22 protein-coding genes and 1 pseudogene are annotated in these 24,457 nt (G+C 45.3%); 11 read left to right on the forward strand and 12 right to left on the reverse strand.

Annotation, left to right across the window (positions count from 1 at the left end):
• Positions 1-210 precede the first annotated feature (210 nt).
• A complete protein-coding gene (gene chlP, locus NIES208_RS07360) occupies positions 211-1,434 on the reverse strand; it encodes a geranylgeranyl reductase (protein ID WP_075891280.1) in 1,224 nt (407 codons plus the stop codon).
• A 429-nt stretch (positions 1,435-1,863) separates the two neighbouring features.
• Positions 1,864-2,568 carry a hypothetical protein gene (locus tag NIES208_RS07365; RefSeq protein WP_075891282.1) on the reverse strand — a complete coding sequence of 235 codons (705 nt, stop codon included), beginning with the start codon at positions 2,566-2,568 and terminating at the stop codon, positions 1,864-1,866.
• Positions 2,569-2,615: 47 nt separating this feature from the next.
• Between NIES208_RS07365 and NIES208_RS07370 the strand changes: the two genes are divergently transcribed.
• Entirely contained in the window at positions 2,616-3,116 is a 501-nt protein-coding gene (locus NIES208_RS07370) for a GNAT family N-acetyltransferase (protein WP_075891284.1), read from the forward strand.
• A 48-nt stretch (positions 3,117-3,164) separates the two neighbouring features.
• On the opposite strand, the gene NIES208_RS07375 is transcribed toward NIES208_RS07370, so the two are convergent.
• The gene (locus tag NIES208_RS07375) at positions 3,165-4,298 is read right to left on the reverse strand and encodes a glycosyltransferase (RefSeq protein ID WP_075891286.1); all 1,134 of its coding nucleotides are present in this window, start codon (positions 4,296-4,298) and stop codon (positions 3,165-3,167) included.
• Positions 4,299-5,306: 1,008 nt separating this feature from the next.
• On the opposite strand from NIES208_RS07375, the gene NIES208_RS07385 reads away from it, so the two are divergent.
• Together NIES208_RS07385 and NIES208_RS07390 are read left to right on the forward strand one after the other, a co-directional pair.
• On the forward strand, positions 5,307-6,776 hold the full coding sequence (locus NIES208_RS07385) for a hypothetical protein (protein ID WP_075891290.1): 1,470 nt from the start codon (positions 5,307-5,309) through the stop codon (positions 6,774-6,776).
• An 81-nt stretch (positions 6,777-6,857) separates the two neighbouring features.
• Positions 6,858-8,036 (forward strand): glycosyltransferase, encoded by a 1,179-nt coding sequence (locus NIES208_RS07390; RefSeq protein ID WP_075891292.1) that lies wholly within the window; start codon positions 6,858-6,860, stop codon positions 8,034-8,036.
• Positions 8,037-8,387: 351 nt separating this feature from the next.
• Here NIES208_RS07390 and NIES208_RS07395 read toward each other — a convergent pair whose 3' ends face one another.
• The 3 genes from NIES208_RS07395 to NIES208_RS07410 all read right to left on the reverse strand — a co-directional run bounded on the left by NIES208_RS07395 (position 8,388) and on the right by NIES208_RS07410 (position 10,590).
• A complete protein-coding gene (locus NIES208_RS07395) occupies positions 8,388-9,371 on the reverse strand; it encodes a 30S ribosomal protein S1 (RefSeq protein WP_075891294.1) in 984 nt (327 codons plus the stop codon).
• A gap of 419 nt (positions 9,372-9,790) precedes the next feature.
• The gene (nrdR, locus tag NIES208_RS07405) at positions 9,791-10,339 is read right to left on the reverse strand and encodes a transcriptional regulator NrdR (protein ID WP_075891298.1); all 549 of its coding nucleotides are present in this window, start codon (positions 10,337-10,339) and stop codon (positions 9,791-9,793) included.
• 155 nt (positions 10,340-10,494) lie between these two features.
• A complete protein-coding gene (locus NIES208_RS07410; protein WP_024544706.1) occupies positions 10,495-10,590 on the reverse strand; it encodes a photosystem II reaction center protein T in 96 nt (31 codons plus the stop codon).
• Between the two features lie 220 nt (positions 10,591-10,810).
• Between NIES208_RS07410 and NIES208_RS07415 the strand changes: the two genes are divergently transcribed.
• Positions 10,811-11,737: an RluA family pseudouridine synthase gene (locus tag NIES208_RS07415; protein WP_075891300.1), complete on the forward strand. Its 927-nt coding sequence runs from the start codon at positions 10,811-10,813 to the stop codon at positions 11,735-11,737.
• Here NIES208_RS07415 and NIES208_RS07420 read toward each other — a convergent pair.
• Complete coding sequence (locus NIES208_RS07420) at positions 11,711-12,838, reverse strand: hybrid sensor histidine kinase/response regulator (protein WP_075891302.1); 1,128 nt, start codon at positions 12,836-12,838, stop codon at positions 11,711-11,713. The two genes, NIES208_RS07415 and NIES208_RS07420, sit on opposite strands and share 27 nt — an antisense overlap.
• A gap of 441 nt (positions 12,839-13,279) precedes the next feature.
• Between NIES208_RS07420 and NIES208_RS07425 the strand changes: the two genes are divergently transcribed.
• The 4 genes from NIES208_RS07425 (at position 13,280) to NIES208_RS07440 (ending at position 16,285) form a co-directional block, all read left to right on the forward strand.
• Positions 13,280-13,966 (forward strand): ComF family protein, encoded by a 687-nt coding sequence (locus NIES208_RS07425; protein ID WP_225875271.1) that lies wholly within the window; start codon positions 13,280-13,282, stop codon positions 13,964-13,966.
• A gap of 193 nt (positions 13,967-14,159) precedes the next feature.
• Complete coding sequence (efp, locus tag NIES208_RS07430) at positions 14,160-14,720, forward strand: elongation factor P (RefSeq protein ID WP_075891306.1); 561 nt, start codon at positions 14,160-14,162, stop codon at positions 14,718-14,720.
• 158 nt (positions 14,721-14,878) lie between these two features.
• Positions 14,879-15,367 carry an acetyl-CoA carboxylase biotin carboxyl carrier protein gene (accB, locus tag NIES208_RS07435; RefSeq protein WP_075891308.1) on the forward strand — a complete coding sequence of 163 codons (489 nt, stop codon included), beginning with the start codon at positions 14,879-14,881 and terminating at the stop codon, positions 15,365-15,367.
• 264 nt (positions 15,368-15,631) lie between these two features.
• Positions 15,632-16,285: a DUF3318 domain-containing protein gene (locus NIES208_RS07440; protein ID WP_075891310.1), complete on the forward strand. Its 654-nt coding sequence runs from the start codon at positions 15,632-15,634 to the stop codon at positions 16,283-16,285.
• 78 nt (positions 16,286-16,363) lie between these two features.
• Here the strand turns inward: NIES208_RS07440 and NIES208_RS07445 are convergent, their stop codons facing one another.
• Positions 16,364-16,999, reverse strand: coding sequence for an HAD family hydrolase (locus NIES208_RS07445; protein WP_075891312.1), 636 nt, complete (start codon positions 16,997-16,999; stop codon positions 16,364-16,366).
• Positions 17,000-17,132: 133 nt separating this feature from the next.
• Between NIES208_RS07445 and NIES208_RS07450 the strand changes: the two genes are divergently transcribed.
• Entirely contained in the window at positions 17,133-17,363 is a 231-nt protein-coding gene (locus NIES208_RS07450; RefSeq protein WP_075891314.1) for a hypothetical protein, read from the forward strand.
• A 15-nt stretch (positions 17,364-17,378) separates the two neighbouring features.
• Here the strand turns inward: NIES208_RS07450 and NIES208_RS07455 are convergent, their stop codons facing one another.
• On the reverse strand, positions 17,379-18,098 hold the full coding sequence (locus tag NIES208_RS07455; protein ID WP_075891316.1) for a 16S rRNA (uracil(1498)-N(3))-methyltransferase: 720 nt from the start codon (positions 18,096-18,098) through the stop codon (positions 17,379-17,381).
• A gap of 182 nt (positions 18,099-18,280) precedes the next feature.
• Between NIES208_RS07455 and NIES208_RS07460 the strand changes: the two genes are divergently transcribed.
• Positions 18,281-19,660 (forward strand): NAD(P)/FAD-dependent oxidoreductase, encoded by a 1,380-nt coding sequence (locus tag NIES208_RS07460; protein ID WP_075891318.1) that lies wholly within the window; start codon positions 18,281-18,283, stop codon positions 19,658-19,660.
• 292 nt (positions 19,661-19,952) lie between these two features.
• Here the strand turns inward: NIES208_RS07460 and NIES208_RS07465 are convergent.
• Positions 19,953-20,278 (reverse strand): annotated as a pseudogene (locus tag NIES208_RS07465) (Uma2 family endonuclease); the annotation flags it as partial.
• A 390-nt stretch (positions 20,279-20,668) separates the two neighbouring features.
• On the opposite strand from NIES208_RS07465, the gene NIES208_RS07470 reads away from it, so the two are divergent.
• Entirely contained in the window at positions 20,669-21,673 is a 1,005-nt protein-coding gene (locus tag NIES208_RS07470; RefSeq protein ID WP_075891322.1) for an IS110 family RNA-guided transposase, read from the forward strand.
• A gap of 43 nt (positions 21,674-21,716) precedes the next feature.
• Here the strand turns inward: NIES208_RS07470 and NIES208_RS07475 are convergent, their stop codons facing one another.
• Positions 21,717-22,181, reverse strand: coding sequence for a hypothetical protein (locus tag NIES208_RS07475; protein WP_084176571.1), 465 nt, complete (start codon positions 22,179-22,181; stop codon positions 21,717-21,719).
• Between the two features lie 204 nt (positions 22,182-22,385).
• Positions 22,386-24,317, reverse strand: a complete 1,932-nt coding sequence (locus NIES208_RS07480; protein ID WP_075891324.1) for a S9 family peptidase — start codon at positions 24,315-24,317, stop codon at positions 22,386-22,388.
• Positions 24,318-24,457: the final 140 nt, after the last annotated feature.

The following is a 24,457-nucleotide window of genomic DNA, read 5'->3' on the forward strand; positions in this document are numbered from 1 at the left end:
TCTCCCTTTCTCTAAAGAATGTCAGCTAAATTCTTATCCATAACTGACGTTAATTGGAGAATATAACCTTTGATTCTTCAACTTGTGTTTAGATTCATGCATATTCAATGGGTCAATTAATGACATCAACAAAAAAGGACTACCGAAATGGTAATCCTAAAAGTGATGAATATTTTTAGTTTTGGATTAGGAGTTACTCAAACTTAAAACCTAGGGAGCAAGGGCATTACCACGAAGAAGGCTACCAATTGTCTTCGCTGTAATCTTCATCTGCTTGAGGGGATTCGCAGGAACAACTGTCTTGTAGAGGTAACTATCAAAAGTTAGCTCTTGAACATCGATGTCTGCACACATTTCGACGAACGCTTCACGAGTTGCATTGGAACGGTAGAAAACACGTTGGAGGATATCGAGCACGAGGTAAGTTGCGCCGTACTTTTTATCCCAAATCTTGAGGTAGCGCTTGAGGTCAGCCTCTGTGGGAACAGTTTGACCGTTGTTGGATGCTTCAACGATGACCTCTGCACACATACGAGCAGACTTGGCTGCGAAGTAAATACCTTCACCGGAAGATTTTGTTACAGTACCTGCTGCATCACCAACGAGGGCAACACGACCAACTACACGGCGAGGTCTGGGGTGCTCAGGAATGGGGTGAGCTTCTACGCGGATGATTTCACCACCTTCGAGGCGCTTCGCTGCGCGGGCACGGATGCCAGCTTGAAGTGTTTTGATTTTGGCTTGGTTTACTTTCATGGTGCCAGTACCAACCGCAACGTGGTCGTACTTGGGGAATACCCATGCATAGAAGTCAGGAGAAACGTCGTCGCCGACATACATTTCTGCAAGCTCTTCGTAGTATTCCATCTTGTCTTCGGGAAGACGGATACGCTCTTGGAAGGCGATCGCGTAGTTGTAGTCACCAGCATCGATGGCCTTCGCGACACGAGAGTTTGCGCCATCAGCACCAATCACAAGGTCAACTTTGAGGGTTTTCATTTCACCCTTAATTGCACCATTGGTGTGGTCAGAATAGTGGAGGGTGTAGGGATCCTTGTCATTAGTGGGGATCTCTAGTTTAAAGACTGTGCCGTTAATGAGAGTTGCGCCAAGGTCAGCTGCGCGGTTACGCATGAAGCTGTCCATTACCTCACGACGGCACATGCCGATGTACTCGTCATCCTTGAGGGTTTGACCAATGCTGACCTCAACATTTGAGGGGGAGATCAGTTTCATTTTTCGTACACGACGGTCGATGATTTCGGGGGGAAGATCGAACTCGTCCACCATGCATAGGGGAATCGCGCCACCACAAGGTTTGGCGTTATCCAATTTGCGCTCGAAAATGTAAGTTTCGATGCCCGCTTTAGCTAAAATTTCAGCGGCGGAAGAACCAGCAGGGCCTCCTCCGACGACAGCAACCCGTAGTACCAAGGCTATTTCCTCGTCTCATGAACTATACGATGCGCATCGTATCACGCTCACTTTGTTTGATGCCTGTGGAATCGAGAGATCCTGACAATCTTGCAATAGACCGTAACAACTTCGTAACGAAAGTTAATGTACTTATCTTGGATGCTATGGGCTGGGTAGGCGATCGCCTATGTTCGGTTGGGGAAGGTTTTTAATCTCGAATGCTAGGGCTAAGGAAAGGGAAATGGGGATGCGGAAAGATGGTGATATGAGTCTTTGATGTTGTGATCTAGGGAGGGCTCTTGCTGTGTTGCTTTGTCTGCTGGGTCAGCTTTGATTTATGTTTTATTTAGGTTCACAGAAAAACACATATATTCATCTTTGCGCTACTGTATGTCCTGGTCGCTGGGTCATTATGGCGGACTCGATTAGGCTTGTGCTGGGGTGATGTTAGGCTGATTTGGTCATGGCAATTTTAACGGCAGCAATAATCACTCCAAGAACGGTTGCCCCCAAGGCAAAGGCGCTTAAACCTGCCATAATCCTTGGCCCCCAAAGACGTCGGGTTGTGTCTTGGATAAATTGATTGTGGGAGCCGGCATAGACCAGAATGCCCTCGATCGCGTTAATTTGTTTGTCTTTGTCATCGCCGGTCATTACTTCACCGATTAAGTTGCGCCCGACGATGGTGAGTCGTTGTCCGGGGTTGATGTAATTAATTTTGTTGTCGCGTTTCCAGTTGCGGGTGCGGTAGTTGTCGTTGGTCATGGCAATTTGTGTGTCTTCGAGATCTAGCAAGATTTTTAGGGGGGTCCACAAACCGTTGCCGTCGACGTATGCAAGGTACTCGTTGTTTCTGCCTTTAATGGGGTTATCGGGGCTGGCGATCGCCACGAGGACTAGGGGTTCACCGCTTTGTACTGTTGCGAGTTCGGTACTGTCCGTAACTGGGGGTAAATCAATGACTGATTGCAGTGCATTTTTAGCATTTAGGGTGTAGAGAATATTTCCCCCAAGCAGCAAAATGACCACCGTAAAGGCTGGCAACATCCTTTTGGCAAAAAGTTTGAGGGTCGGTGTTGTGGCAATGCCAAACTTAAATAGGACAGCACTGACGATTACTGAAAATAGAAAGATGAGGATACTGGTAAACATCGACTCGAATCAACGACATTGTCCTTAAGGTTAGCGGTAAATGGCTTATGGATCAGCGAAATAATCGGATTATCTATCGAAGTGATAAGTATGGTGAACTGCCGCAAATCTCGGCGCTGATGGAGGCTGTTTTCCAAGACTGTATTGCACCGGGCTATGATCCCCAAGGTATTGATGAATTTTTACAGTACATCCACCCCACGGCGATCGCCTATCGTTTGAAGCGCAATCATTTTTTACGGGTTGCGGAGGTAGAAGGCAACATTGTCGGTGTGCTCGAAATGAGAACTTACCATCATCTTTCTCTTTTATTTGTAGACCGAAAATTTCAACGACAGGGTATTGCTAAACGGTTAGTTCAGGAGGCGATCGCCATTTGCCATGCAGAAAATCCCCAGCTCCAAAACATTACTGTCCATGCTAACCCCGGAGCTATTCCTGCTTACAAAGCAATGCAGTTTCAAATCGTGGGAGAAGAACGGGTCGAAAATGGCATTCGCTATGTTCCCATGCGTCATGAATTGGAGCAAAAAAATCAGTCACACTAAAAACTATGTGACCTTTTCGGATAGACCAGTCAGTCCCTGTTTAATAAATCAAGCAGCTTCTAATAATCTTGTTTCTGCCAGCACCTGTTGGTAATAGCCACGTAGTTGTTGAGTTGCTGCAGCCCACCCCCATTTTTCAGCTTCAGCTCTAGCATTAGCCCGCATGATTTCCCGCTCTTCTGTCGCTGCCAATAAACGTTGCGTTGCTTTCACCGCGCCATCTGGATCAACAGGATCAAACATAAAACCGTTTTCGCTATCAGTCACAATATCGGGAATACCGCCAGAGTTGGCTGCCACCACGGGACAGCCTGCCGCCATCGCTTCGAGGAGAACCAAACCAAGGGTTTCGGTGCGAGAAGGAAAGACAAAAGCATCGGCAGAGGCAAAAGCAGAAGCCAGTTCTAAACCTTGGAGATAACCGACAAAGTGTGTATTCGTGCCAGCAAAATGTTCTTCTAATTCACTGCGGTAGGGGCCATCACCGACGATCGCCAACCGTGAACCCGGAATTGCTTCAAGGACAGGTTTAATCTGGTCAATTTGTTTTTCTGCTGAAACCCGACCAACGTAGAGAAGAATTGGGGCTTCTGGATGACCTTGGGAGAGGCGATCGCGCATCTTTTCCGACTTGAGGCTGGGCTGAAACATTTCCGTATCAACGCCCCGCTGCCACAGATCCAAATTTTTAATGCCATGTACCCGCAACTCTTCAACCATTGCCGTTGACGTACATAAATTTAAAGACGCTTGATTATGAGCTGCTTTCAGAAGTTCCCAAAGTACCCCTTCCAAAGCTCCCAAGCCGTAATGTTGCAGGTATTGGGGTAAATGGGTGTGGTAAGAGGCCATTAGGGGAATATCCATTGTTTTCGCGAAAAAAATCCCGCCTAACCCTAAAATTGCTGGATTAACGACGTGAATCAAATCCGGTTGAAATGCCTCGAGGGCTTTACCCACCGAAGGGCCAGGAAATGCCATCTTTAGTTCGGGATACCAGGGAAGCGGATTGCCTTTAACGCCGTAAACCTGTGCGCCTTTATGTTCCCGCAGTCCACCATCGGGACAGAAAACCATCACCTGATCACCACTGCGCTGCAAATGATCGACTGTGTGGCGGAGCCGAGTTACGATGCCATCTACTTTTGGTAAAAATGTCTCAGTAAAAAGGGCGATACGCATATTACAGAACTTCACAAAGAAAATGATTTGTCTGTAGGGTATCAGACAAGGTGGCATTTCTTCACATAATAAATCCTTAATTAGTTGCTATTTATGGGTTTGCTCGGCAAGGGCGATCGCCAAGTGCCCTTTATTAAAAATGTCCAAGTTGCAAGGTTAAACTTTTGGCTCCTTGACATTGTCATAGCAAACTGCGTAGCCAAAAAATCTTTGTTGAAGTCAAAATTGTCAAGACAGGCCCGAAGTTTTCCTAACAAAAATCCGGCAGCCTTAAATGGTTCATCTCCACTGTTTATTGTGTCGAGCCAAGAGAGTCTTACCAAAAATCCCAATGACTGCAGTTACTGCTCCAAGTTTATTTGTAACTAAACTCTTGGCGATCGCCCCGCTCACTTTTCAATCAATTTTAATGAAAGTCTTATTTCTCGACTCCTAATTTCCCAAAACCCGATAATCCACTAATGGCAATCTAGGCTCTCTGCCAAGCCCAAGCCTTTGTTCGGCAAGTGTTGATCTGAAAGTACTGTCCTTATACCTCTTGGGTTCCTAAACTATTAGCTCTTAGTTTTGGCGCAAAAGCCTAGGCCAACTTCAAGAAATGCATTTAGCCAATTGTTTTGTTCTAGTTGGCTGGAATGACCCATTTGTCCCTGTATGTCTATAAGTAATGGCAGCCAGAAAACCCATTATTTGCCGTAGCGATGGCGATATCACCAATGTCGTTAAGCAAGCACCATCAAGAAGATCTCATTATTCCATCTAAAGATGAAGCCGCCGCAACCGCAGCCCTCAAAACTATGCTCGACCATCCAAACAAAACTCGCAAGATGGGTAAAAGCGCCACACACCTAATTTCGGACAAAACTCACATGGGATGTCACACCCCAATAGTTCATTCAATATTTTGAAGCCGCGCAATCAAACTAAACACGATTTCTCTAAAAACAGGCCAAAATAATTTAGAAGAACATTCACCTTGCCCCAACTATTTTCCTCCCTAATTTTTAAATGGTTACCGCAAAAGCAAAACAAAACGATCAAGCACTGACCCCAAAGCAAGAGAGTAAGCTCATTCCCCACCCTCAAGTTCCGGGGACAGCCTGTCTTGTACTCGGCTGTGCTGCCGCTTTTGCGATGTATCCCCAAGCGGCAAACGAAAGCCTTGAGGCCATGGCTCAAGTTGCAGCAGAATATGTCGGTTTAGGATTTCTTGGTAGTTTGCTGTTTGATCTAACGAAGGGTTTGCGAAATCTTCTGAGAACTGATGTTCTTTGTATTTTAGGAATTTATGCTTTAACCCTTGCTGAATTTTTGTTTCCTCAAGAAGGATTTAATATTTGGGCACTCACACCAGAAACATTTTCTGTCGCTATTAATATGACGCTGCTCGGCATTCTTGTATTTTCTGTAAGCCGTCATTTAGTCAAGCCGACTCGCATTAAAGCTAAAATTCTCAACTTGGAAGGTCTTTCTCCCAATGCGATTGTCATTGTGACGATTGTCTGTGCCTTTTTGGGCTTTCTTTCGATGTTAATATCGGTGGATTTTCGACTTTTTGGTGACGAGCCCGGTAGTCGAGGCATGTTTTCTTACATGCAGGGAGCTCGCTTCAGTCAACCTTGGTCGAGGGCTGGTCGTTTAGGGGGGGGGTTAGGCACTTTGCTTGGGGAACTGGCTTTATTGCAATATGTTATTCCGCCTTTGTTTGGTGTCGCGATTAATCGTTTTAAGCAGTTTGGGATTGTGCGTTTTGGCATTATGGCTGCGATGTTTTATGCGGTTATGTTTGGCGCTTTTGCTGGAGGCACTAGAAATATTTTTGTTGCTCATATTTCAACCTTCACAATGAGCTATTTAGTGACTGTGCCGAAGAAAAGTTTTATGCAAAATTTCATTCGGATGGTTTTGCCTACAGTCTTTGTTTTCTGGTTAACTGGCTGGGCTTCTTACCATATGCTTGAATTCCGCACAATTGGCTTAAGGCGCTATTTGGAAGATGAGGTGTATAAGACTGAGTCGGTGAGAGACACTTTAGCTGTGGATTATAATCTGGCTTCTATGGCTTTAATCGGTGAGGGGATGCCGAAAAATTATCCTTTCCTTGGTAATGATTTGGTGGTGTGGGCAGTTGCCAAACCGATTCCGCGAGCATTATGGAAAGGCAAACCGGAGGGTTTGAGTGTTTCGATGGAAGAGGTTGCTGGTGTGTCAGGCTATACGATCGCGATTACTTATATTGGTGAAGCCTACATGTTTGCTGGGTGGCCGGGAATTGTTATTTTTTCGGCGTTTTTTGGGGCTTTGTCGGCTTGGTGGAATCGAATGGCAATTTTGACCCAGTCTGATTACGGGTTGGTGGTCTACGCACTGGGATTTTTTGCGGCAGGTTTAACGATGCGCAGTTGTTTTTGGACGACGACTGCTATTTTGCCTGTGATTGCCCTTGTGGTGTTTCGGAAGTTTGGACCTTTTAAGTGATTTTTATCGGCTGGAGGCGATCGCCTTCAATAGAGTTGTTTTAGTATTACCGTTAGTTGAGAACCTTGCGCTGAGCCATCCATGAAAATCCTCCACATTATTCCCTCGATTAGTGCCGATATGGGAGGCCCTTCACAGGTCGCGCTAAACTTGGTTAAAGCTTTGCGAGATCTTGGGGAAGATGCGGAGATTTTAACCACTAATTTTGGGATGGGAGAGATCAAAACAGGCGATCGCCTCGACTATATTTTTGATGAATCCCTCAATTTGTCTGTCCCTGTATGGTTTTTGCCCTACGATCCGCCAAATCTGAAAGAGTTTATTTTTTCTAAAGCCGCGACGGCTTGGATGTGGCAAAATCTCGCCAACTACGACATTCTTGACCACCATTATTTATTTTCCTACTTGCCGACCTGTGCCGCGGCGATCGCCCGTTTCAAGAAAATTCCATATACCGTCAGAACAATGGGACAGCTCACACCTTGGGCACTCAATCAAGGCAAAGCAAAAAAACAGCTCTACGCCACTTTGTTTGAACGAAAAAATCTACAAAAAGCCGCCGCAGTTCACTGCACTGCCCTAGGGGAAGCAGAAGATGTGCGCTCCTTTGGTATTGACACACCGACAGTGACTTTGCCATTAGGAGTCAATATTCCAGACGAGATTCCCAACGCAAGACAGCGATTACGGCAGCAATATAATTTGCCTGAAAATGTGCCAGTAATTTTATTTTTATCGCGTCTCCATTACAAAAAACGTCCCGACTTATTGCTGAGATCCCTAGCAGATTTACAACGGGAAAATGAACCCTTTTTTGGGATTTTTGCCGGGACTGGAGAGCCAGAATATATCGAAGAACTACAGCAACTTAGCCAAGCACTAAAATTAACTAAAAAGGTTGTTTTTCCCGGCCTGATCACAGGTGAAGAAAAAGAATGTCTATTGCAAGGTGCAGATATTTTTGCCTTGCCGTCCTACTCTGAAAATTTTGGTATTGCGGTAGCGGAAGCCCTCGTCGTGGGTTTACCTGTCGTCATTACGAAGGGTATTCAAATTTCCCCTGATATTGATGCTGCAGGAGGTGGCATCGTCATCGAAGATACCCAATCATCACTAACCTCTGCCCTGCTAAACTTGTTGCGTCAGCCAGAGGAACGAAACGCAATTGGCACAAAAGGTAAAGCCTTTGCCCGTCACACTTACTCTTGGTCGGCGATCGCCCAAAAACTCGCAACAGAATACCAAAAACTTTGCCATTAGCTATCTAACGTGAGTTTTGCTTAAGCATGCTCGGAAGTACGACGCAGTGAATGGGAGAGCGAGAGATCGGGAGATGTTTCTATACAAACAATCCTACTAGCTTTCAAAAAATGCAAATTTTCGTTGCTTCCCCATGTCTCTCCCTCTCCGTGTCTCCTTTTCTCTAAAGAATTTTGGCTACATTCTTATCCATAACTGACGTTATCTAAACCTTGAAACCATATCACCCGCAGCAAATTAACGTTACTCATAAATTATTCACAATAAAAAAGAGAGGCCTGAAAACCCCTCGATAAAAATTATTGAGATCAGAAAATCTAGTTTTTTATCCCATTGAGTAAATGACCGAATTTACTCTTCGACTGCACTGACGTACTCCTCTTCAATTTCCACAACATCAGCAGTATCCTCTTGCTCCTCAACAGTCAGACCAGCCGCTTCAGCCAAGAGTTTTTGACGATACTTTTCAGCCATTTCCTCAGCCTTCTCAAAGACAAGCTCGCGATTCTTGAGCATATCGCCGGGTTCAGGCTCAAGCTGCTTTGTCGAGAGGGAGATTCGGCCACGCTCAGCATCAAGATCAATGATCATCACCTTAAGTTCGTCGTTCACTTGGAAAACACTATGAGGTGTATCAATGTGATCGTGGGAAATTTCGGAAATGTGAAGCAAACCACTCACACCACCGATGTCAATAAATGCACCATAGGGCTTTATACCACGGACGGAACCAACAACAACCTCACCAACTTCAAGGCCGTTCATCTTACGCTCAACAAGGGCGCGACGGTGGCTGAGGACGAGGCGATTGCGATCTTCATCAACCTCAAGGAATTTAAGGGGAAGCTCTTGACCCACTAAATCTTCCTTAGCTTGGCGGGTGCTGATGTGAGAGCCGGGAATAAATCCACGCAAACCCTCAATACGAACCAGCGCACCACCACGGTTGGTTGCAAAAACAAGGGAACGAACCGTTGCATCTTCTGCTTGCAGCTGACGCACACGCTCCCAAGCACGCATGTACTCAATACGGCGAATAGAGAGGGTTAACTGACCATCTTCGTTTTCATCAGTGAGGATAAAAAACTCACGGGTTTCTTCTGCTTGTAATACTTCATCCGGAGAATCCACACGGTTGATGGACATCTCCTGAATAGGAATATATGCTGCTGTCTTTGCACCAATGTCAATCAGTGCGCCTCTAGGCTCCATGCTAAATACCGTTCCGGGAACAATATCTCCGGGACTGAAATGGTAATCGTACTTGTCTAAAAGCGCGGCAAAATCATCGTGGGTAAAACCAATATCTACTGTAGTTGTGTTCTGACTGACCATGTGTGTTCTATTCCTAGTGTTTAATCTCCTAAATTGTTTGTTGCTTGCCCCCTTTTTTGATGGCTGGTGAATTTTCTAGATTATCGCTACTCTGGGGAGAACAATCTAAGTCAATTCTTCATCGTTGTGGAGGTATAGCCAAGGGATGGGAAAGCATCTCCTTCGCTAGCGTAGGTAAATTACGGAGAGTGGCGATCGCAGTTAGGGATGCGGTGCATAGTAATTTACAGCAGCAAAAGACCGTCGTACTACTTACAGATCGTAGTATGACTATCATCAATATCTTAAAAATGACAAAAAGTAAATATATTAAGATACAGGATATCAATAGTATCTTAAAAAAGGTCTGAAATCCATAGTTTTATCAGGCGAGTTTAGCGAAAAGCATACTCTAAAGTTATAAAATCCTTTCCTAAGCTTTATTTAGTTGTGGTGGAGGCTAAAACAGAGGCGGGGGATTCGGAGGCTGGCGTGATTTCTGTTTCGGTATCTTCTAACCACTGACTCGCTTCTTCTGCTGTATCTTGCAAGTGATTTAGGGTATTGATAAAGTCATCGACATCTTGGAAGTTGCGGTATACAGATGCAAAACGGACATAAGCAACTTCGCTTTCTTGTCGTAAACGGTGAAGGACTAATTCTCCGATTTTGTCGGTAGATATACTACGCTTTGGGCTCTGCTGTAATTTGGTTTCGATATCTTCTGTAATTGCTTCGATGGTGCTGGCAGAAACATTGGTTTTTTCGCAGGCTCTTGCCATACCGCGCATGATCTTGGAGCGGTCAAATGTTTCGCTTTGTCCATTGCGCTTGATGACAGAAACTGGGACAAATTCGATGCGCTCGTAGGTGGTGAAGCGGTGCTTACAGCTTAAACATTCACGGCGGCGACGAATGCTACGTCCTGCACCTGTAGCCCTCGATTCAAGGACACGGCTATCTGTATGGTCACAATAGGGACAATGCATAATATCGAAACTGTTTATTCAATAAACTCTTGAGGGTGGAATGGTGCTAGGTGCTGTGTTTTCTACTACGAAATCCTGAACCAAGTGCCTCTTGTGCGATGTACGCGTTAGTCGGGACTTGATTCAGGGAAACCCATCGGAAAAAATTTCAATCGTTACTTTTCGATGCGGGGGGGCTCACGGAAGGCGATCGCAAAGAAGAGCACTGATAATGCCATCGCGAGGACGACAATGTAAGCTACACTATCCATTTTTATAAACCAATATATTTTGAACTTTGGTATAACTTTAACATTTTTTTCGTTGAAATCATTGTCGGTACTATTCGAGTGAACTCTTTTGCAAAAATGCTTTAAATTTGGTTGGTTTGATTGTTCTAAATGGCTTGTATTTCAAGGTGTTGTCCAAGACGCTGATAGTCTTAGAAGGGGTTTTGAAGAATGGTTGTAATTTGGATGATGGGCGGCATCAATGGTTGATACTCGACAATATTTGGTTACAGCTGAAGGGCAAGGGCAACGTCTTGATCTCTGGTTATCACTGCAGTTAAATGACCTATCGCGATCTCGGGTTCAAAAACTTATTGGACAGGGACAAGTGGTTGTTAATGAGGTTGTTTGTACGGCGAAGAAATATAAATTAAATGATGGCGATCGCCTAATTGTGACCATTCCGGCACCGACGACTTTGGAGCTAGAACCGGAGGAGATGTCTTTAGATATTTTGTTTGAGGATGAGCATTTACTGATTGTCAATAAGGCCGCGAATGTGGTGGTTCATCCTGCGCCGGGTCATTACACAGGCACTCTTGTCCATGGACTGCTGGCGCACTGTGGCGATCGCCTGGCGGGGATTGGTGGTGTACAGCGGCCGGGGATTGTCCATCGTCTAGACAAGGATACGACGGGGGCGATCGCCATTGCGAAAACTGACCAAGCCCACCAACATTTACAGGCACAAATTAAGGCAAAAACTGCACGGCGAGAATATTTAGGTGTGGTCTATGGTTGTCCGACCCAAGCCGCTGGCATTGTTGATGCTCCCATTGACCGCCATAAGGTTGATCGAAAAAAAATGGCTGTGCTCGACTCTGGTCGTCCAGCGGTAACGCGGTGGGAACTGCAAGAAAGGCTGGGGAATTATTCACTTTTGTATTACCGATTAGAAACAGGTCGTACCCACCAAATCCGAGTCCATAGCGCCCATATGGGCAATCCGATCGTTGGCGATCCTCTCTATACAAATAATCGATCCTTTAAAGTAAATTTAACGGGGCAGGCGCTCCATGCTCGTAAATTGATTGTTCAGCATCCTATTACTCATGAAACCATTGAGGCGATCGCCCCTTTGCCCACAGAATTCGAAAAATTATTAAACTTCCTGCGGCAGCGCGGTTAAAGCCGGTAGCTCGACGTAAAAAATTGTGCCCCTTGGCTGATTATCTTGGATGCGAATCTCACCGCCATGGGCTTCGACAACCATCTGACAAAACGCTAATCCTAAACCCGTTTGAGCTATTTTTTCTTGCCTTTTACCAATGTCATATTTTTGAAAAATGTGGGCTTTCTGCCCATCGGGAATACCTTGCCCAAAATCTTTTACGGCTAATTGCAGTGCTGTTTCACCAGAAATCTGATTTTGAGTCGCGCTAATATGCACCTCAATGGTGGTTTGGAACGGCGAAAACTTTAACGCATTCGTTAAAAGATTATTTAAGACTCGTACTAACAAAGGGCGATCGCCAGTAAACCTTTTTGGTAAATCATCAGCGAAAATCACCTGGATTTGAACCCTTCTCGATACTGCTAGATCTTCAAAATCCGCCACCGTATCTTTAACCCAGTCTTGAATCACAAACGACTCCTTCTGGAGCGTCAGAACACCAGCCTCGGCCTTCCCATAGGTCAAAAAATCATTACGTAGCCCTTCTAAAGAATTTGCCGCTCGTCGAATACGAGATAAACCCTTTTTTACCTGTTCTGATAATTCCAAACGATCAAGAATTTCCGTTTGTAGCAAAAGAGTCGTAATTGGATTTGTAAAATCATGGACAACCATGTCTGTCAAATCATCTCTTAATTTGCGGGAATTTTTAAGGGCATCATATTGAAATTTGATACGGAGCATCGAAATCACCCGTGCCCGCAGCTCAACTTTATTAATCGGCTTAGCGAGGAAATCATCTGCACCACTTGCTAAGCATTCTGCTAAATAATCATGGCCTAATGCTGTGATCATGATCACAGGAATATGTTGCCATTGTCTATTTTTTTTGAGGCGTTGACAAAAACTAAAACCATCGATCTCTGGCATCATTGCATCAACTAAAATCAAATCTGGAAGATGCTTTTCGAGCCTTATAAATGCTTTTTTCGCGGATCTAAGATAGCTAAGGTGATAGCCTTCGGCAAATAAAAATCCTTCAATGACGTCAAAATTGTCTGGCTCGTCATCAACAATAAGAATATATGGTGTTCTAGGAAATAAAGGTTGATTCATGGATTGAGGATTTGCTGAAATTCTTGCCCTTGCTGCATTACAGCCGGCGTAGTGCGATTTGTTTCGGATCTACTATTATTGATGGCGCTGTTATCGAAATGATAACTAGACAATATTAAAGTATTGATAGTCTAAAGCTAATTTGTCTTGGGATAATATGAAAAATGTATTTTTTTGCTAAAGGCGACTACTTAAGTAATATCGTAAAAAAAAGTATTTTCTGTATGTCTTTTGGGGGACTGAAAATATTTGTTGAGATGGTCATTCCCCTAGGGCATTGTGGAGTTCTTGAAATATTGTCTTGAGGGAATTGTCGGTCTTATTTTATGGTGAAATTTGTGTAATGATTATATCTAAAAAATAAGAAAAGTTTTGAGGTTAAGCATCGTTTAAGAGAATTTTTTCTTGATATTTGCTTGGGGGTTGAATGGGATATGGGAAATGATGTTTGATTGGTTTTTGTCAATTTTTTTGGATGAAAGGTGTCCTTTGTGTCGGCGGGCAGCCGGGGGAGACTTTGTTTGTCAAGGGTGCGATCGCCAGCTCCAGAGGTGTCAGTTCTCAAACCCTAAGTATTATTGGCAAGGAAATTTTCCTTTGTTTGTGCTTGGACATTATGACGGGACGTTGAAGGGGGCGATCGCCGCCATGAAATACAATAACCAGCCAGCCCTTGGTACATGGCTAGGGGAAAAGCTGGCCTATACTTGGCAAACATCCTTTTCTGCTCCGCCTAAAGTGACGGTGATTCCCGTGCCGATGCATTCTGAAAAACAGCAGCAGCGGGGCTTTAACCAAGCCGGACTGATTGCTAAACGCTTTGCCGAGATTAATAAATTACGCTGTGACCATGTTTCCCTCCAGCGAACTAAGGCAACAAAACCTCTCTTTGAACTAAATGTGGCGCAACGACAACAGGAAATGGAGGGGGCTTTTTCCTTCGATGCTAAAACCTTTCGGCAACGACCCCAGAAGCCTGTCTTGCTCGTGGATGATATTTATACGTCTGGGACAACTGCCCGTGAGGCTAGGCGAGTATTACAAGAAAATGGTGTTTCTGTGCTGGGTATTGTGGCGATCGCCACTCCGAAACTGCCCCCAACCCCCAAGAGCCCCAAGGACAAATAACCCCTAAAAATCTGGCAAATTTGACCTAACAATAAAGAAAACTAGATAACAATTCCTCCTCAAACCCTTAGAGACAAAGCTTCTGCCCAAAAGCTATCGTTTGGTAAACCCAGCGGGCAAATTAACGGGAAATTCACCCAACAACGGTAAAATGTGGTTTGATGATGCAAGCCTGTAATGTAGCTAAAGCTCCATGATTTCTAGTAACGATTTTCGTAGTGGTACATCCATTGAATTAGACGGTTCTGTTTGGCGTGTTGTTGAATTTCTCCACGTAAAACCCGGTAAAGGCTCAGCCTTTGTTCGCACTAAGCTCAAAAATGCCCAGACAGGCAGTGTCGTCGAAAAAACATTCCGTGCAGGGGAAACAGTTCCCCAAGCGATCCTCGATAAACGCACAATGCAACACACCTATAAAGAAGGTGATCAGTTTGTGTTTATGGACATGGAAACCTACGAAGAAGTTCGCCTCGGTGAAGCTCAAATTGGCGATCGCGTCAAATATCTCCTCGAAGAAATGGAGGTAAATGTTCTTTTTTGGAACGACCAAGTTATTGACGTTGAACTGCCCAATACCGTTGTCCTCGAAGTAACGGAAACCGACCCCGGCGTGAAGGGAGACACTGCCACAGGCGGTACAAAACCTGCAACTGTTTCGACTGGTGCTCAAGTCAATGTGCCCCTATTTATTTCCATCGGAGAAAAAATCAAAATCGATACTCGCGAGGATAAATATTTAGGCCGCGAAAATTAATCTTGAGCTGACGACTGTGCTTACCCGAAACATCAGTATGTGTTGCGCCATGGCCACTACTGCGCGTAGGCAGAGATCGAACAACCTTTTTATGAAGACCTCAGTAATGCTGAATCTTTTTGTTGCTGTCCCTATCGTTGTGAGGAATAAACCGTTCTGTGGCTATTAATCTACAAGAAATTCAAGAGCTACTCAGTGCCATCGGGCAAACTAACGTCACCGAATTCGAACTCAAAACTGACGACTTCGAGTTGCGTGTGAGTAAGGGCACAGTGGTTGCAGCACCCGCCGTTATCCCTCAGGATGTCAATCTCGCAGCACCAAATATTGCGCCACCGCCCGTAGTTCCGACTCCAGCTCCAGCTCCAACCCCTGAAACATCCGGTGGTTCTGGTATAGACGACAAATGGGTTGCTGTCACTTCTCCGATGGTGGGGACATTTTATCGAGCGCCTGCTCCGGGGGAAGATCCTTTTGTTTCTGTGGGAGAGCGCGTCAGTAGCGGTGATACGGTTTGCATTATCGAAGCGATGAAACTCATGAATGAAATTGAGTCTGAAGCGAGCGGTGAAGTGATGAAAATTGCCGTTGAGGATGGTGAACCAATTGAATTTGGTCAAACGTTGCTGTGGATTAACCCTGCATAGCGCGATGTGGTTGTTGTGTTGACGGTGTTAGTCTGGAAAAAATGCTTCTGTAGGGGAGGCTATTAAAGTGCAGTCATTTTTCTCAGGATTGGGATCTAATAAATTACAACTAATTGTTGGGCTTGTCAGTTCAGTCTGATTGTTATGGCGATCGCCCATTGCGCTAACATTTATTGTTAACCTAGCAACAGAGATTGGGTTTGCATCTAAACTCTAAAAAATCTTGCTTGTACGTATTCTAAAAAAAACAGTTAACCACGATCTATGACTTCCTATTCCACTTTTTCTGCCAGAGCTGAAATGAGTGAGCTACGCCGCCTCAAGACTCTGTTACCCCCAGAACTACAAAGCTGGGTCATGGTAGAAGGCACAACGGAAGTGAACCCTCCCCTAATTCGTTCTGAGGAATTGGGTAAGGATGATATTGAAATTCAGATTGATTTACCGAAGTGGGAAAATTTGGCGATCGACCAGCGTAATTTGATTTTCTGGCATGAGGTTGCCAAGATTCAAAATGATACGATTCCTCGCGAAGGCTGGGAAATGGCGGCTCTGGCCATTGGTTTAGGTGGTGCTGTGGGTGAGCTGTGGGTGCAGGATGGTTTGTTGTTGGTTTTGGCTTTAGCGCTGTGTGGTTTTTCTGGCTATCGTCTATGGCAAAAAAATAGTGGCGAAAAACGGATGACGGTAGCCATTGAAGCTGATGAGCAGGCAATTCGTTTAGCAACACGGTTTGGGTACACTTTACCTAATGCCTATAAGAGTCTTGGTAGTGCTCTTAAAACGTTGATTGAGCAAACGCCCAATCGTCGTAAGCGCAAGGATTTTGAGACAAGATTACAGTTTTTGCGTAAGAGTGCTTCGAAGGCTAAAGCTCAAATGGAAGATAAAAAAGTGCGTCGCCCAAAAATGAGTTAGAACCCTCACTAATGGGCGATCGCCTTAATCTATTTAGATTTAAATAATTTTACTTAAGGGAGTAAATGAATTTCGACTCTAACCTTGCAGCCACGGCAGTTGGGTTAGAGTTTCGCCGTTAGTAAGGTGGTAGGTTTGTAGTCCTGTTTTTTGTGCACCTTTGATGTGGCGGATGGTGTCCTCAATGAAAAGGGTTTTAGCAGGGTCTAATTTTTGCTCGTCGATCACTTTTTGGAAAATACTAGGGTTTGGTTTGCGATCGCCGATGTGGTGGGAGTAGTAGGCCTTCTCGAACAGTTGATCTAGATGATCATAGCGATCGCCACAGGTTGACTGGAAAATCTCATCAAAGGCAAGCTTATGAATCGAGTTGGTATTAGACAATAGAAAGAGTCGTTTATGCTGACCCAAAGCTTCAAGGAGTTCGATGCGACTCAGGGGAATATCCAAAAGCATGGCGTTCCAAGCCCGATCGATGGCTTCGTCACTGCAATCAAGATTAAGGATATGGCGTAAACCATCCCGAAATTCCCATGCCGGAATCTGCCCCTTTTCAAAGGCATCGAATAATTCCGCCTGGTCGTCTTGGCTATAGGGAAAATCTTGCTCCTTATTATGCAGCGCATTAAAGGCCAATATTGTCTGGGGATAGTCAATATTGATAATCACGCCGCCGAGATCAAAAATAATCGCGTCAATGTTATTCAAATCCATAAATTCTGCGGTTACCCTTTGTTCTCACGTTTGATTTTAGCAAGTCACTAAAATACATTGAGTAAATTTCTAGGGCGATCGCCAAGTATCTCCGCTACCATGACCATTAGGAATTTTTTGGGAGAACCACAAGATGAGTGAAGCCACAGATTTTGTCACCGTGATGCACGACGATCTAGGGGAACACTACCAGCGCCTGATGCTGAAACATAAGGGCAATATCTCTGCTGACACCGCCCTGAACGTTGCGGCCACCCTCACCGCAGCCCAAAATAATGCAGCCTATCTCAGTATGCTCCAAGATGAAGTTGCGACATTGCGTAAGGCCATGATTGCCATCGAGAAAGCCCGCCAAAACGCGTAGGTTTTATTCTGGTTCTTAGTGGCGCAACGCCGCATTCGCAAGAGACATTGCCGTAATCGATGCTGTCACTGCTCGCAGAATAGATCGCCCCAAAGAAGCTGTTGTCATACCGTGGGCGATCGCCTGTTCAATTTCTGGCTCAGTCCAACCCCCCTCAGGCCCCACACAAATCGCCAAATCATCGTGGGATTTATTAGACAAAGCATGGGTTGTCAGCAGCCCTAACAAATGTGGAGATTCTGCTCTCGCTGCGCAGAGGTAATGGGTTGAGTTTCCTTGCTGTTGGAGATAATCACCAAACTTTACAGGCGCGTCAATTGTCGGGACAAAAGCTCGCTCCGACTGTTCCGCAGCTTCCGTCGCAATTTTTTGCCAACGCTTTAATTTATTTGCACTCGGTTTTAAGACTGTTCTCGCGGAAAAGATCGGCGTAATGCGCATGACCCCCAACTCCGTGCAGCAGCGCACCACCTCATCAAAGCCATTTTTCGGTAATGCCGCCACCAGCTGAACGGGACATGGTAGCTCAGTTTTAAATTGATAAGGTTCTAAAAGACCAAGGGTTGCTTCAGATACTAACTCCGTCAGCCAGCCTTTTCCCGAACCATTTAGGGTGATGAGGCGATCGCCGATGCGCAAACGTAACACACTTAGCAGATAATGCCGCTGCTCAGGAGTTAAATAAACAAGAGAGTCGCCGTCGAATTGCTCTGGCGTCACCACCAATCGTTGCATAATCTTTTTTGGGAAAAATAAATATATCTCAATCGCTGTTAGTGCAGCGTACCCACGACAAACACAAAGCCAAATCCCAAAGCTACCTATAACTTTGGATAGATCTCTGTTAGTATTTGTACCTAACAAAGAGACTTGACAAAAATTTATATATTTCCGTAAACCCTCACCCAGTCTAACCCATGGTAAGCACCCAACTCCCAGACCTCACCCCCACAACGGATAAACACAAAGTTGTCATTATTGGTGGTGGCTTTGGTGGTCTATATGCCGCAAAAACCCTTGGTAAAAACGATTTGGTCGATGTCACCCTAATCGACAAGCGGAATTTTCATCTCTTCCAACCGTTGCTATACCAAGTTGCGACAGGGACACTTTCTCCCGCAGATATTGCTTCACCATTGCGGGGAGTGCTTAGTGGGAATCAAAATACCCATGTATTGTTAGACGAAGTGCAAGATATTGACCCCGAAGCGAAAACGGTGGTGATGCAAGAGGGGATTGTCCATTACGACAGCCTGATTGTGGCCACGGGAGTGAGTCACCACTACTTTGGCAATGACCAGTGGAAACCCTTTGCTCCCGGTTTGAAAACCGTTGAAGATGCCCTTGAAATTCGTCACCGTATTTTTATGGCCTTTGAAGCGGCGGAAAAAGAAACCGACCCCGCATTGCAACAGGCATGGCTGACCTTTGTCATTGTCGGTGGTGGTCCCACTGGTGTAGAGCTAGCTGGTGCAATTTCTGAGATTGCCTATAGTGTGCTCAAAAAAGATTTCCGTAAAATCGATACGGCGAAAGCAAAAGTAATTCTCCTAGAAGGCATGGATCGTGTCTTGCCTCCCTACGATCCGTCGCTGTCAGCTAAGGCGGAAGAATCTTTAGTTTCCCTCGGTGTAGATGTCCAAACTAGCAGTATGGTTACCAATATTGAGGGGGATCATGTCACCCTCAAGCAAGGTGATCGGCTAGTCGAAATCCATGCGAAAACGATTGTGTGGGCGGCTGGTGTGAAGGCTTCTGGCATGGGTCTGGTTTTAGGCGATCGCCTCGGCGCGAAGCTAGACCGGGCGGGACGGGTGATCGTTGAACCAAACCTCAGTATCGAGGGCTATCCCGATGTTTTTGTGATTGGTGATCTTGCTAACTTCCCCCACCAAAACGAGCGTCCTTTACCCGGTGTTGCCCCCGTCGCCATGCAGGAAGGTCAGTACGTTGCAAAGCTACTCAAACAGCGTTTACAAGGCAGTGAGATGGCACCGTTCCGTTATATGGAAGTGGGTAGCCTTGCGGTGATTGGTCAAAATGCCGCTGTGGTTGACCTAGGCTTTGTGAAATTCTCTGGTTTCCTTGCTTGGTTGGTGTGGATTTTTGCCCATGTTTACTACCTCATCGAATTTGATAACAAGATGGTGGTGATGCTGCAGTGGGGCTGGAATTATTTCACCCGTGGCCGAGGCGCGCGTCTCATTACTGGTGAGAAAGATCTGCAAAGAGGTTTCCAGCTCTATCAAGATTATTCGGAAAAAGAGACTAAGGTGAATGTCAAAGTTGAAGCATAGAAGCTGAGATGATTGATTTTCTAAACTTTGGTTCAAACATCAAAGGTTAATGGATAGGCGATATTGGGTTGTCTATCCGTATGGTAATTAACGTCAGTTATGGATAAGAATGTAGCCAAAATTCTTTAGAGAAAAGGAGACACGGAGAGGGAAAGACACGGGGAAGCCACGAAAATTTGCATTTTTTGAAAGCTAGTAGGATTGTTTGCATAGAAATATCTCCCGATCTCTCGCTCTCCCATTCACCGCGTCNGTACTTCCGAGCATGCTTAAGCAAAACTCACGTTAATTAACGAGTGCGTTGCTCTGGGGTTAATGCTTCCCAGCGGGCTAGCGGAATCCATGGGGCATCTGGTGATTTGTTCGCACTATTGGGCAAAATAAATCCCCTGACGGATCGAATGTTTTGCCGAGACGATATTTTTGATGCCATAGCCATAGTTGCGCAGTTAGCCTCGCATTGCGTTGGCTGGTTTCGCCACCTGTTGGCGGCATAATCACTAAATCTCCTTGAGCGCTGCGCTCGAAGTGGTAGTTTTTGTTTTGTTGGCACAGCTGAAAAAACTGCTTGTCACTGAGCTGCCAGTTATCTAGGCTGAGTTCGAGGGGTAAGGTCATCCCCATGTTTCTGTTTGAACCACGCAACTATTGCTATTGTAAATGAGAAAAAAAGGGTGGCGATCGCCCGCTCGACAGTCCAGTGGCATCACGCACGCACTATCCACAAAAAGGCGCGTTACATTGCATTAACCCATCCTTGTATGTAATGCGAGAAGGATAAGAAGTTATCTTAATCGTATAAGGAAGTAAGAACGAAGAGTGACTCTGGACGCATCCTGAAGCATCAAGCTTGTTTCGTAGATAAAGAGCCTCCGGCTTACTTCGCCGAATGTTACCTCAAGCAGACTGGACAGTATCAACTGATTCTCCTTCAGAGATAATCAGTATTTGCAAGGATAGCGCAAGAGTGTAGCAATCATTTCTTCCCCTGAAATTAGGAGTTGGACAATGACAGCAACCATTTTGGGACTCGATATCAGTAAGGATAAATTTCATGCTGCCCTACTCAAAACCCAGAAAAAAGCCTCGGTACAAGTCTTTGAAAATAGTTGGGATGGCTTTGAACAACTACAACATTGGCTGCTTAAACAGAGTGCCGAGAAAGTTCATGCTTGTTTGGAAGCAACCAGTATCTATGGTCACCCTGTAGCAACATATCTATACCATCAAGGTCATACAGTCAGCATTGTGAATCCTTCTCGCATTAAGGGATTCGCCCAAAGTCGTTTGAGCCGGACGAAAAATGATCGTGCCGATGCAACAACCATTGCTTGTTTTTGTGCAGCTTTACAACCCCAAGCTTGGACTCCCCCAACTCCTGAGTTAGCAAAATTGCAAGGCTATAGTCGTCGTCTGCAAGCCTTGGAAAAGATGAAAACCCAAGAGCAAAATCGCCTTCAGATATCCGACCCGGAGCTAACGACAGACATCCAAGAGCACATTGAGTTTTTGGAGCAACAGATGGTCTCTATAAAAAAGCGGCAACAAGCATTGATTGTGGAATCATCGACTCTGCATGAGCAACAACAGTTACTGACATCTATTGTTGGTATTGGAGAGAAAACCGCCGTGATTATCCTGTCTGAGATAGGCTCTATTGAGCAATTTACATCTGCTCGTCAGTTAGCCGCTTTTGTTGGTCTTACTCCCCAAGAACACCAATCGGGCACTTCCGTTAAAGGGAAGACCCGTTTATGTAAAATTGGCAATCCTCATGTACGCAAAGCTTTGTATTTCCCGGCTTTGACTGCAATTCGCTACAGTCCTCAAATCCAAGCTTTACGGAAGCGGTTTTTAGAGGCAGGCAAAAACAAAATGCAGATAGTCGGCATTGTCATGCACAAGTTAATTCGTATTGTGTATGGTGTCCTTAAATCGGGCAAACCTTTTGAACCACAGAAGCTAGAGTTTTCTCCATCTCATGCTGGGGATACTATTCTTGCTGCCTCTTGACGTCTTCTTTTCTACACAGTATCTACAAGATTGGTGATCATACTCAGGATGACTCTACATTGAGCCACTCTTCGATAAGTAAAAATGACTTTGAGTCTGGCTTGTGAAGGGGCGTGATTGTAGCAGTCATCGTTAATGGCTCCCAATTCTTCGCATTTGTTTTGAAGTCGCCGTAATACTTCACATCAGCCACCGAGCGAAAGTGACGAAACCAAACGCCGAGTTCGGGAACTGGTTCCCTTACATAGTTGTACTCTCCAGTAACTTTTGCCAGTGCGAACGGAAAGTGATGAGCAAAGAGAAGAATTTGATCTCCCGACTTCATCTCATGAGCAAAGCCCCAATAGTTTTTCTGCTTTTCGGGCAACTGCGACTTTGTGATTGTTGTTAGATCTGGTATATTTTCGGAGAAATCTAGCCCGATGTACCCCGCAGAGAGACTTTCGACAGTGTGCTTGATAGCGCCGCCCGGAGCCGAAGGGTGAAGTTGCATTCGCCAGTAGGTCATACGCTCTCCATGATGGGTGTTTGTGTTCAAATTAGAGTTTACCGTGGATTGATTTTGACCGATGCAGATACCTCTAAAAGGTTTGTGTCTAGATTATGCGTAGGTCTTAGGGGATCAGTGTTAGTCTGTCCCAATCTAGCCCGTCATTCTTTGTAACTTTGGTATGTGGGGCGATCGCCGCCCTTTTTCCTCAGAGATTCATGATTAGAGATTCATGATTTCTACGGGTTCAATTTCTTCGGCGGGAGTGAAGCCAAAAATTTGCGAGTAGAAATAAAATTCGCTGTCTAGGGCTTTTTTGATGTTGGCGGCCTGACGGAATCCATGTTGCTCTCCCTCGAAGGAAACGTAGGCGACGGGTAATCCTTTCGCTTTAATGGCATCCACCATCATTTCCGCTTGGTTGGGTGGCACAACTTTATCTTCTAAGCCTTGGAAGAAAATCGCGGGGCAGGATAATTTCTCGGTGAAATGGATGGGAGAACGAGACACATATTTTTCTTTTTCTTCGGGATATTTGCCAATTAATCGGTCGAGGTAACGGGCTTCAAATTTATGGGTGTCGGTGGCTAAAACTTCTAAATCTGAGATGCCATAGTAGCTGGCTCCGGCTTTGAATACATCGTAAAAAGTTAACGCGGCAAGGGTTGTATAGCCCCCTGCACTACCGCCGGCGATCGCCAATTTATTTTCATCAACCAAGCCTTTTTTTACTAAATATTTCGCGACATTGACGCAGTCCTGCACATCGATAATGCCCCAATTGCCATCGAGCCGTTGGTGATATTTTCTGCCGTAACCCGTGCTGCCACCGTAATTGACATCGACGAAAGCAAAACCGCGACTAGTCCAATATTGGATGCGCAAACTTAAGCTGGAGCCAGCCATTGCCGTGGGGCCACCGTGACTTTTTACGAGTAGTGGCGGCGCAGTATTTTCGGGGGCGGCGAAATCTTTGTTGTTGGGCGGGTAGTACCAAGCGTGGGCGGTTAATCCATTTTCGGTGGGAAATTCGATAGGTTGTGGTGCGGACAAATAGCCTTGGTCAACTTGCAGGGTGCTGGCTGCTTTGATGCGTTGGGTTTCGCCCGTGGCAAGATCTAGGGTGGCGATCGCCGTCGGTAGGGTAGCTGAACCGCCGATAAAGGCGACTTTTTCGCCGTTCACCTGCAAATAACTGATGCTGCTGTAGGGTACGGCGATCGCCGTCAGCTCTTTTGTTTCAGTATCAATTTTCGCGAGTTTCCAAGTGCCGTGATCGTTATAGGTGCAAATCAAAGTTATCGCATCTGCAAAGCCTAAAATCGATTCGCCAAAAACCCAATGAGGATAACCAAATTCTGCTTCGGCGGGATAAATTGCTTCTACTTCGTCACCTTTCACTCGATAAAAATTCCAATAGCCACTCTTATCGCTGCTGAAATATAACGTGCCATCGGGCGACCAACGGGGTTCTACAACGGATTCTTCTTCACCACCTGCAATAAGTTTTTTCTTACTTAAGCTGCCATCTTCGGTGATCGCCGCCGTCCATAACTGCGAATTGTCCCAAGGCATATCGGGATGATCCCAACTCACCCAAGCTAAGGTTTTGCCATCGGGGGACAAACGGGGCGACGTATAGAAATCGTTGCCCTCAACTAAAACTGAAACGTCACCAGAATCGAGGGCGATCGCCACAATGTCATTTTTCGGTTCTTGACCTGCTCCGGCGTGATCTTCGCTCACACAAATCAGGCGATTATTAACTGAATCTAAAATAAAATCGGCATATCTGCGTTGATTTTCCGGCGTTAAAACTTCGGGTTCAGCATCTTTCTTTTGCACATATACCCGGCGATCGCCATCATTAGAAAAATACACCGTTTCATCATCAGTAATCAGAAAAGCACCACCACCATACTCATGGACACGGGTGCGCACATTAAATCCCTGCGGCGTAATATCTTGTTCTGAACCGTCAGAATTTAACCGAACTAAAACATTGCGCCCCTTTTCCTGCGGGCGACCTTCTAGCCAAAATAATGTATCCCCAGCCCAGGCCACCGCACCCAAACCGATACTGCTAGAGACAATCAAATCTGAAGTGATCGGCGATCGCCAAGAACCGTAGGCAGCAGTTTGGGGAATAGTCATATCGTGAACAAAAAGAAACGAAACAGCCTTGCCATTTTATCTCAATGCCCTTCTCTGCTCAGGGGAATACATTCCCATAACATCCTAGAGTAAAGATTTTAGGGTGAAGTTAATAGCATATCTTTAAAAATAAGACACAA

Source organism: [Limnothrix rosea] IAM M-220 (assembly GCF_001904615.1).
Lineage (GTDB): Bacteria > Cyanobacteriota > Cyanobacteriia > Cyanobacteriales > MRBY01 > MRBY01.

What these genes read in the sequence shown, in the direction of transcription:
- NIES208_RS07375 (WP_075891286.1), bottom strand. Translation starts at nt 4,298, where the DNA reads ATGCGTATCGCCCTTTTTACTGAGACATTTTTACCAAAAGTAGATGGC.
- nrdR (WP_075891298.1), bottom strand. Translation starts at nt 10,339, where the DNA reads ATGCATTGTCCCTATTGTGACCATACAGATAGCCGTGTCCTTGAATCG.
- NIES208_RS07425 (WP_225875271.1), top strand. Translation starts at nt 13,280, where the DNA reads ATGATGTTTGATTGGTTTTTGTCAATTTTTTTGGATGAAAGGTGTCCT.
- NIES208_RS07475 (WP_084176571.1), bottom strand. Translation starts at nt 22,181, where the DNA reads ATGACCTACTGGCGAATGCAACTTCACCCTTCGGCTCCGGGCGGCGCT.
- NIES208_RS07455 (WP_075891316.1), bottom strand. Translation starts at nt 18,098, where the DNA reads ATGCAACGATTGGTGGTGACGCCAGAGCAATTCGACGGCGACTCTCTT.
- NIES208_RS07450 (WP_075891314.1), top strand. Translation starts at nt 17,133, where the DNA reads ATGAGTGAAGCCACAGATTTTGTCACCGTGATGCACGACGATCTAGGG.
- NIES208_RS07410 (WP_024544706.1), bottom strand. Translation starts at nt 10,590, where the DNA reads ATGGATAGTGTAGCTTACATTGTCGTCCTCGCGATGGCATTATCAGTG.
- NIES208_RS07460 (WP_075891318.1), top strand. Translation starts at nt 18,281, where the DNA reads ATGGTAAGCACCCAACTCCCAGACCTCACCCCCACAACGGATAAACAC.
- NIES208_RS07445 (WP_075891312.1), bottom strand. Translation starts at nt 16,999, where the DNA reads ATGGATTTGAATAACATTGACGCGATTATTTTTGATCTCGGCGGCGTG.
- NIES208_RS07480 (WP_075891324.1), bottom strand. Translation starts at nt 24,317, where the DNA reads ATGACTATTCCCCAAACTGCTGCCTACGGTTCTTGGCGATCGCCGATC.
- NIES208_RS07370 (WP_075891284.1), top strand. Translation starts at nt 2,616, where the DNA reads ATGGATCAGCGAAATAATCGGATTATCTATCGAAGTGATAAGTATGGT.
- NIES208_RS07385 (WP_075891290.1), top strand. Translation starts at nt 5,307, where the DNA reads ATGGTTACCGCAAAAGCAAAACAAAACGATCAAGCACTGACCCCAAAG.
- NIES208_RS07440 (WP_075891310.1), top strand. Translation starts at nt 15,632, where the DNA reads ATGACTTCCTATTCCACTTTTTCTGCCAGAGCTGAAATGAGTGAGCTA.
- NIES208_RS07395 (WP_075891294.1), bottom strand. Translation starts at nt 9,371, where the DNA reads ATGGTCAGTCAGAACACAACTACAGTAGATATTGGTTTTACCCACGAT.
- NIES208_RS07420 (WP_075891302.1), bottom strand. Translation starts at nt 12,838, where the DNA reads ATGAATCAACCTTTATTTCCTAGAACACCATATATTCTTATTGTTGAT.
- NIES208_RS07365 (WP_075891282.1), bottom strand. Translation starts at nt 2,568, where the DNA reads ATGTTTACCAGTATCCTCATCTTTCTATTTTCAGTAATCGTCAGTGCT.
- NIES208_RS07415 (WP_075891300.1), top strand. Translation starts at nt 10,811, where the DNA reads ATGGTTGATACTCGACAATATTTGGTTACAGCTGAAGGGCAAGGGCAA.
- efp (WP_075891306.1), top strand. Translation starts at nt 14,160, where the DNA reads ATGATTTCTAGTAACGATTTTCGTAGTGGTACATCCATTGAATTAGAC.
- NIES208_RS07470 (WP_075891322.1), top strand. Translation starts at nt 20,669, where the DNA reads ATGACAGCAACCATTTTGGGACTCGATATCAGTAAGGATAAATTTCAT.
- NIES208_RS07390 (WP_075891292.1), top strand. Translation starts at nt 6,858, where the DNA reads ATGAAAATCCTCCACATTATTCCCTCGATTAGTGCCGATATGGGAGGC.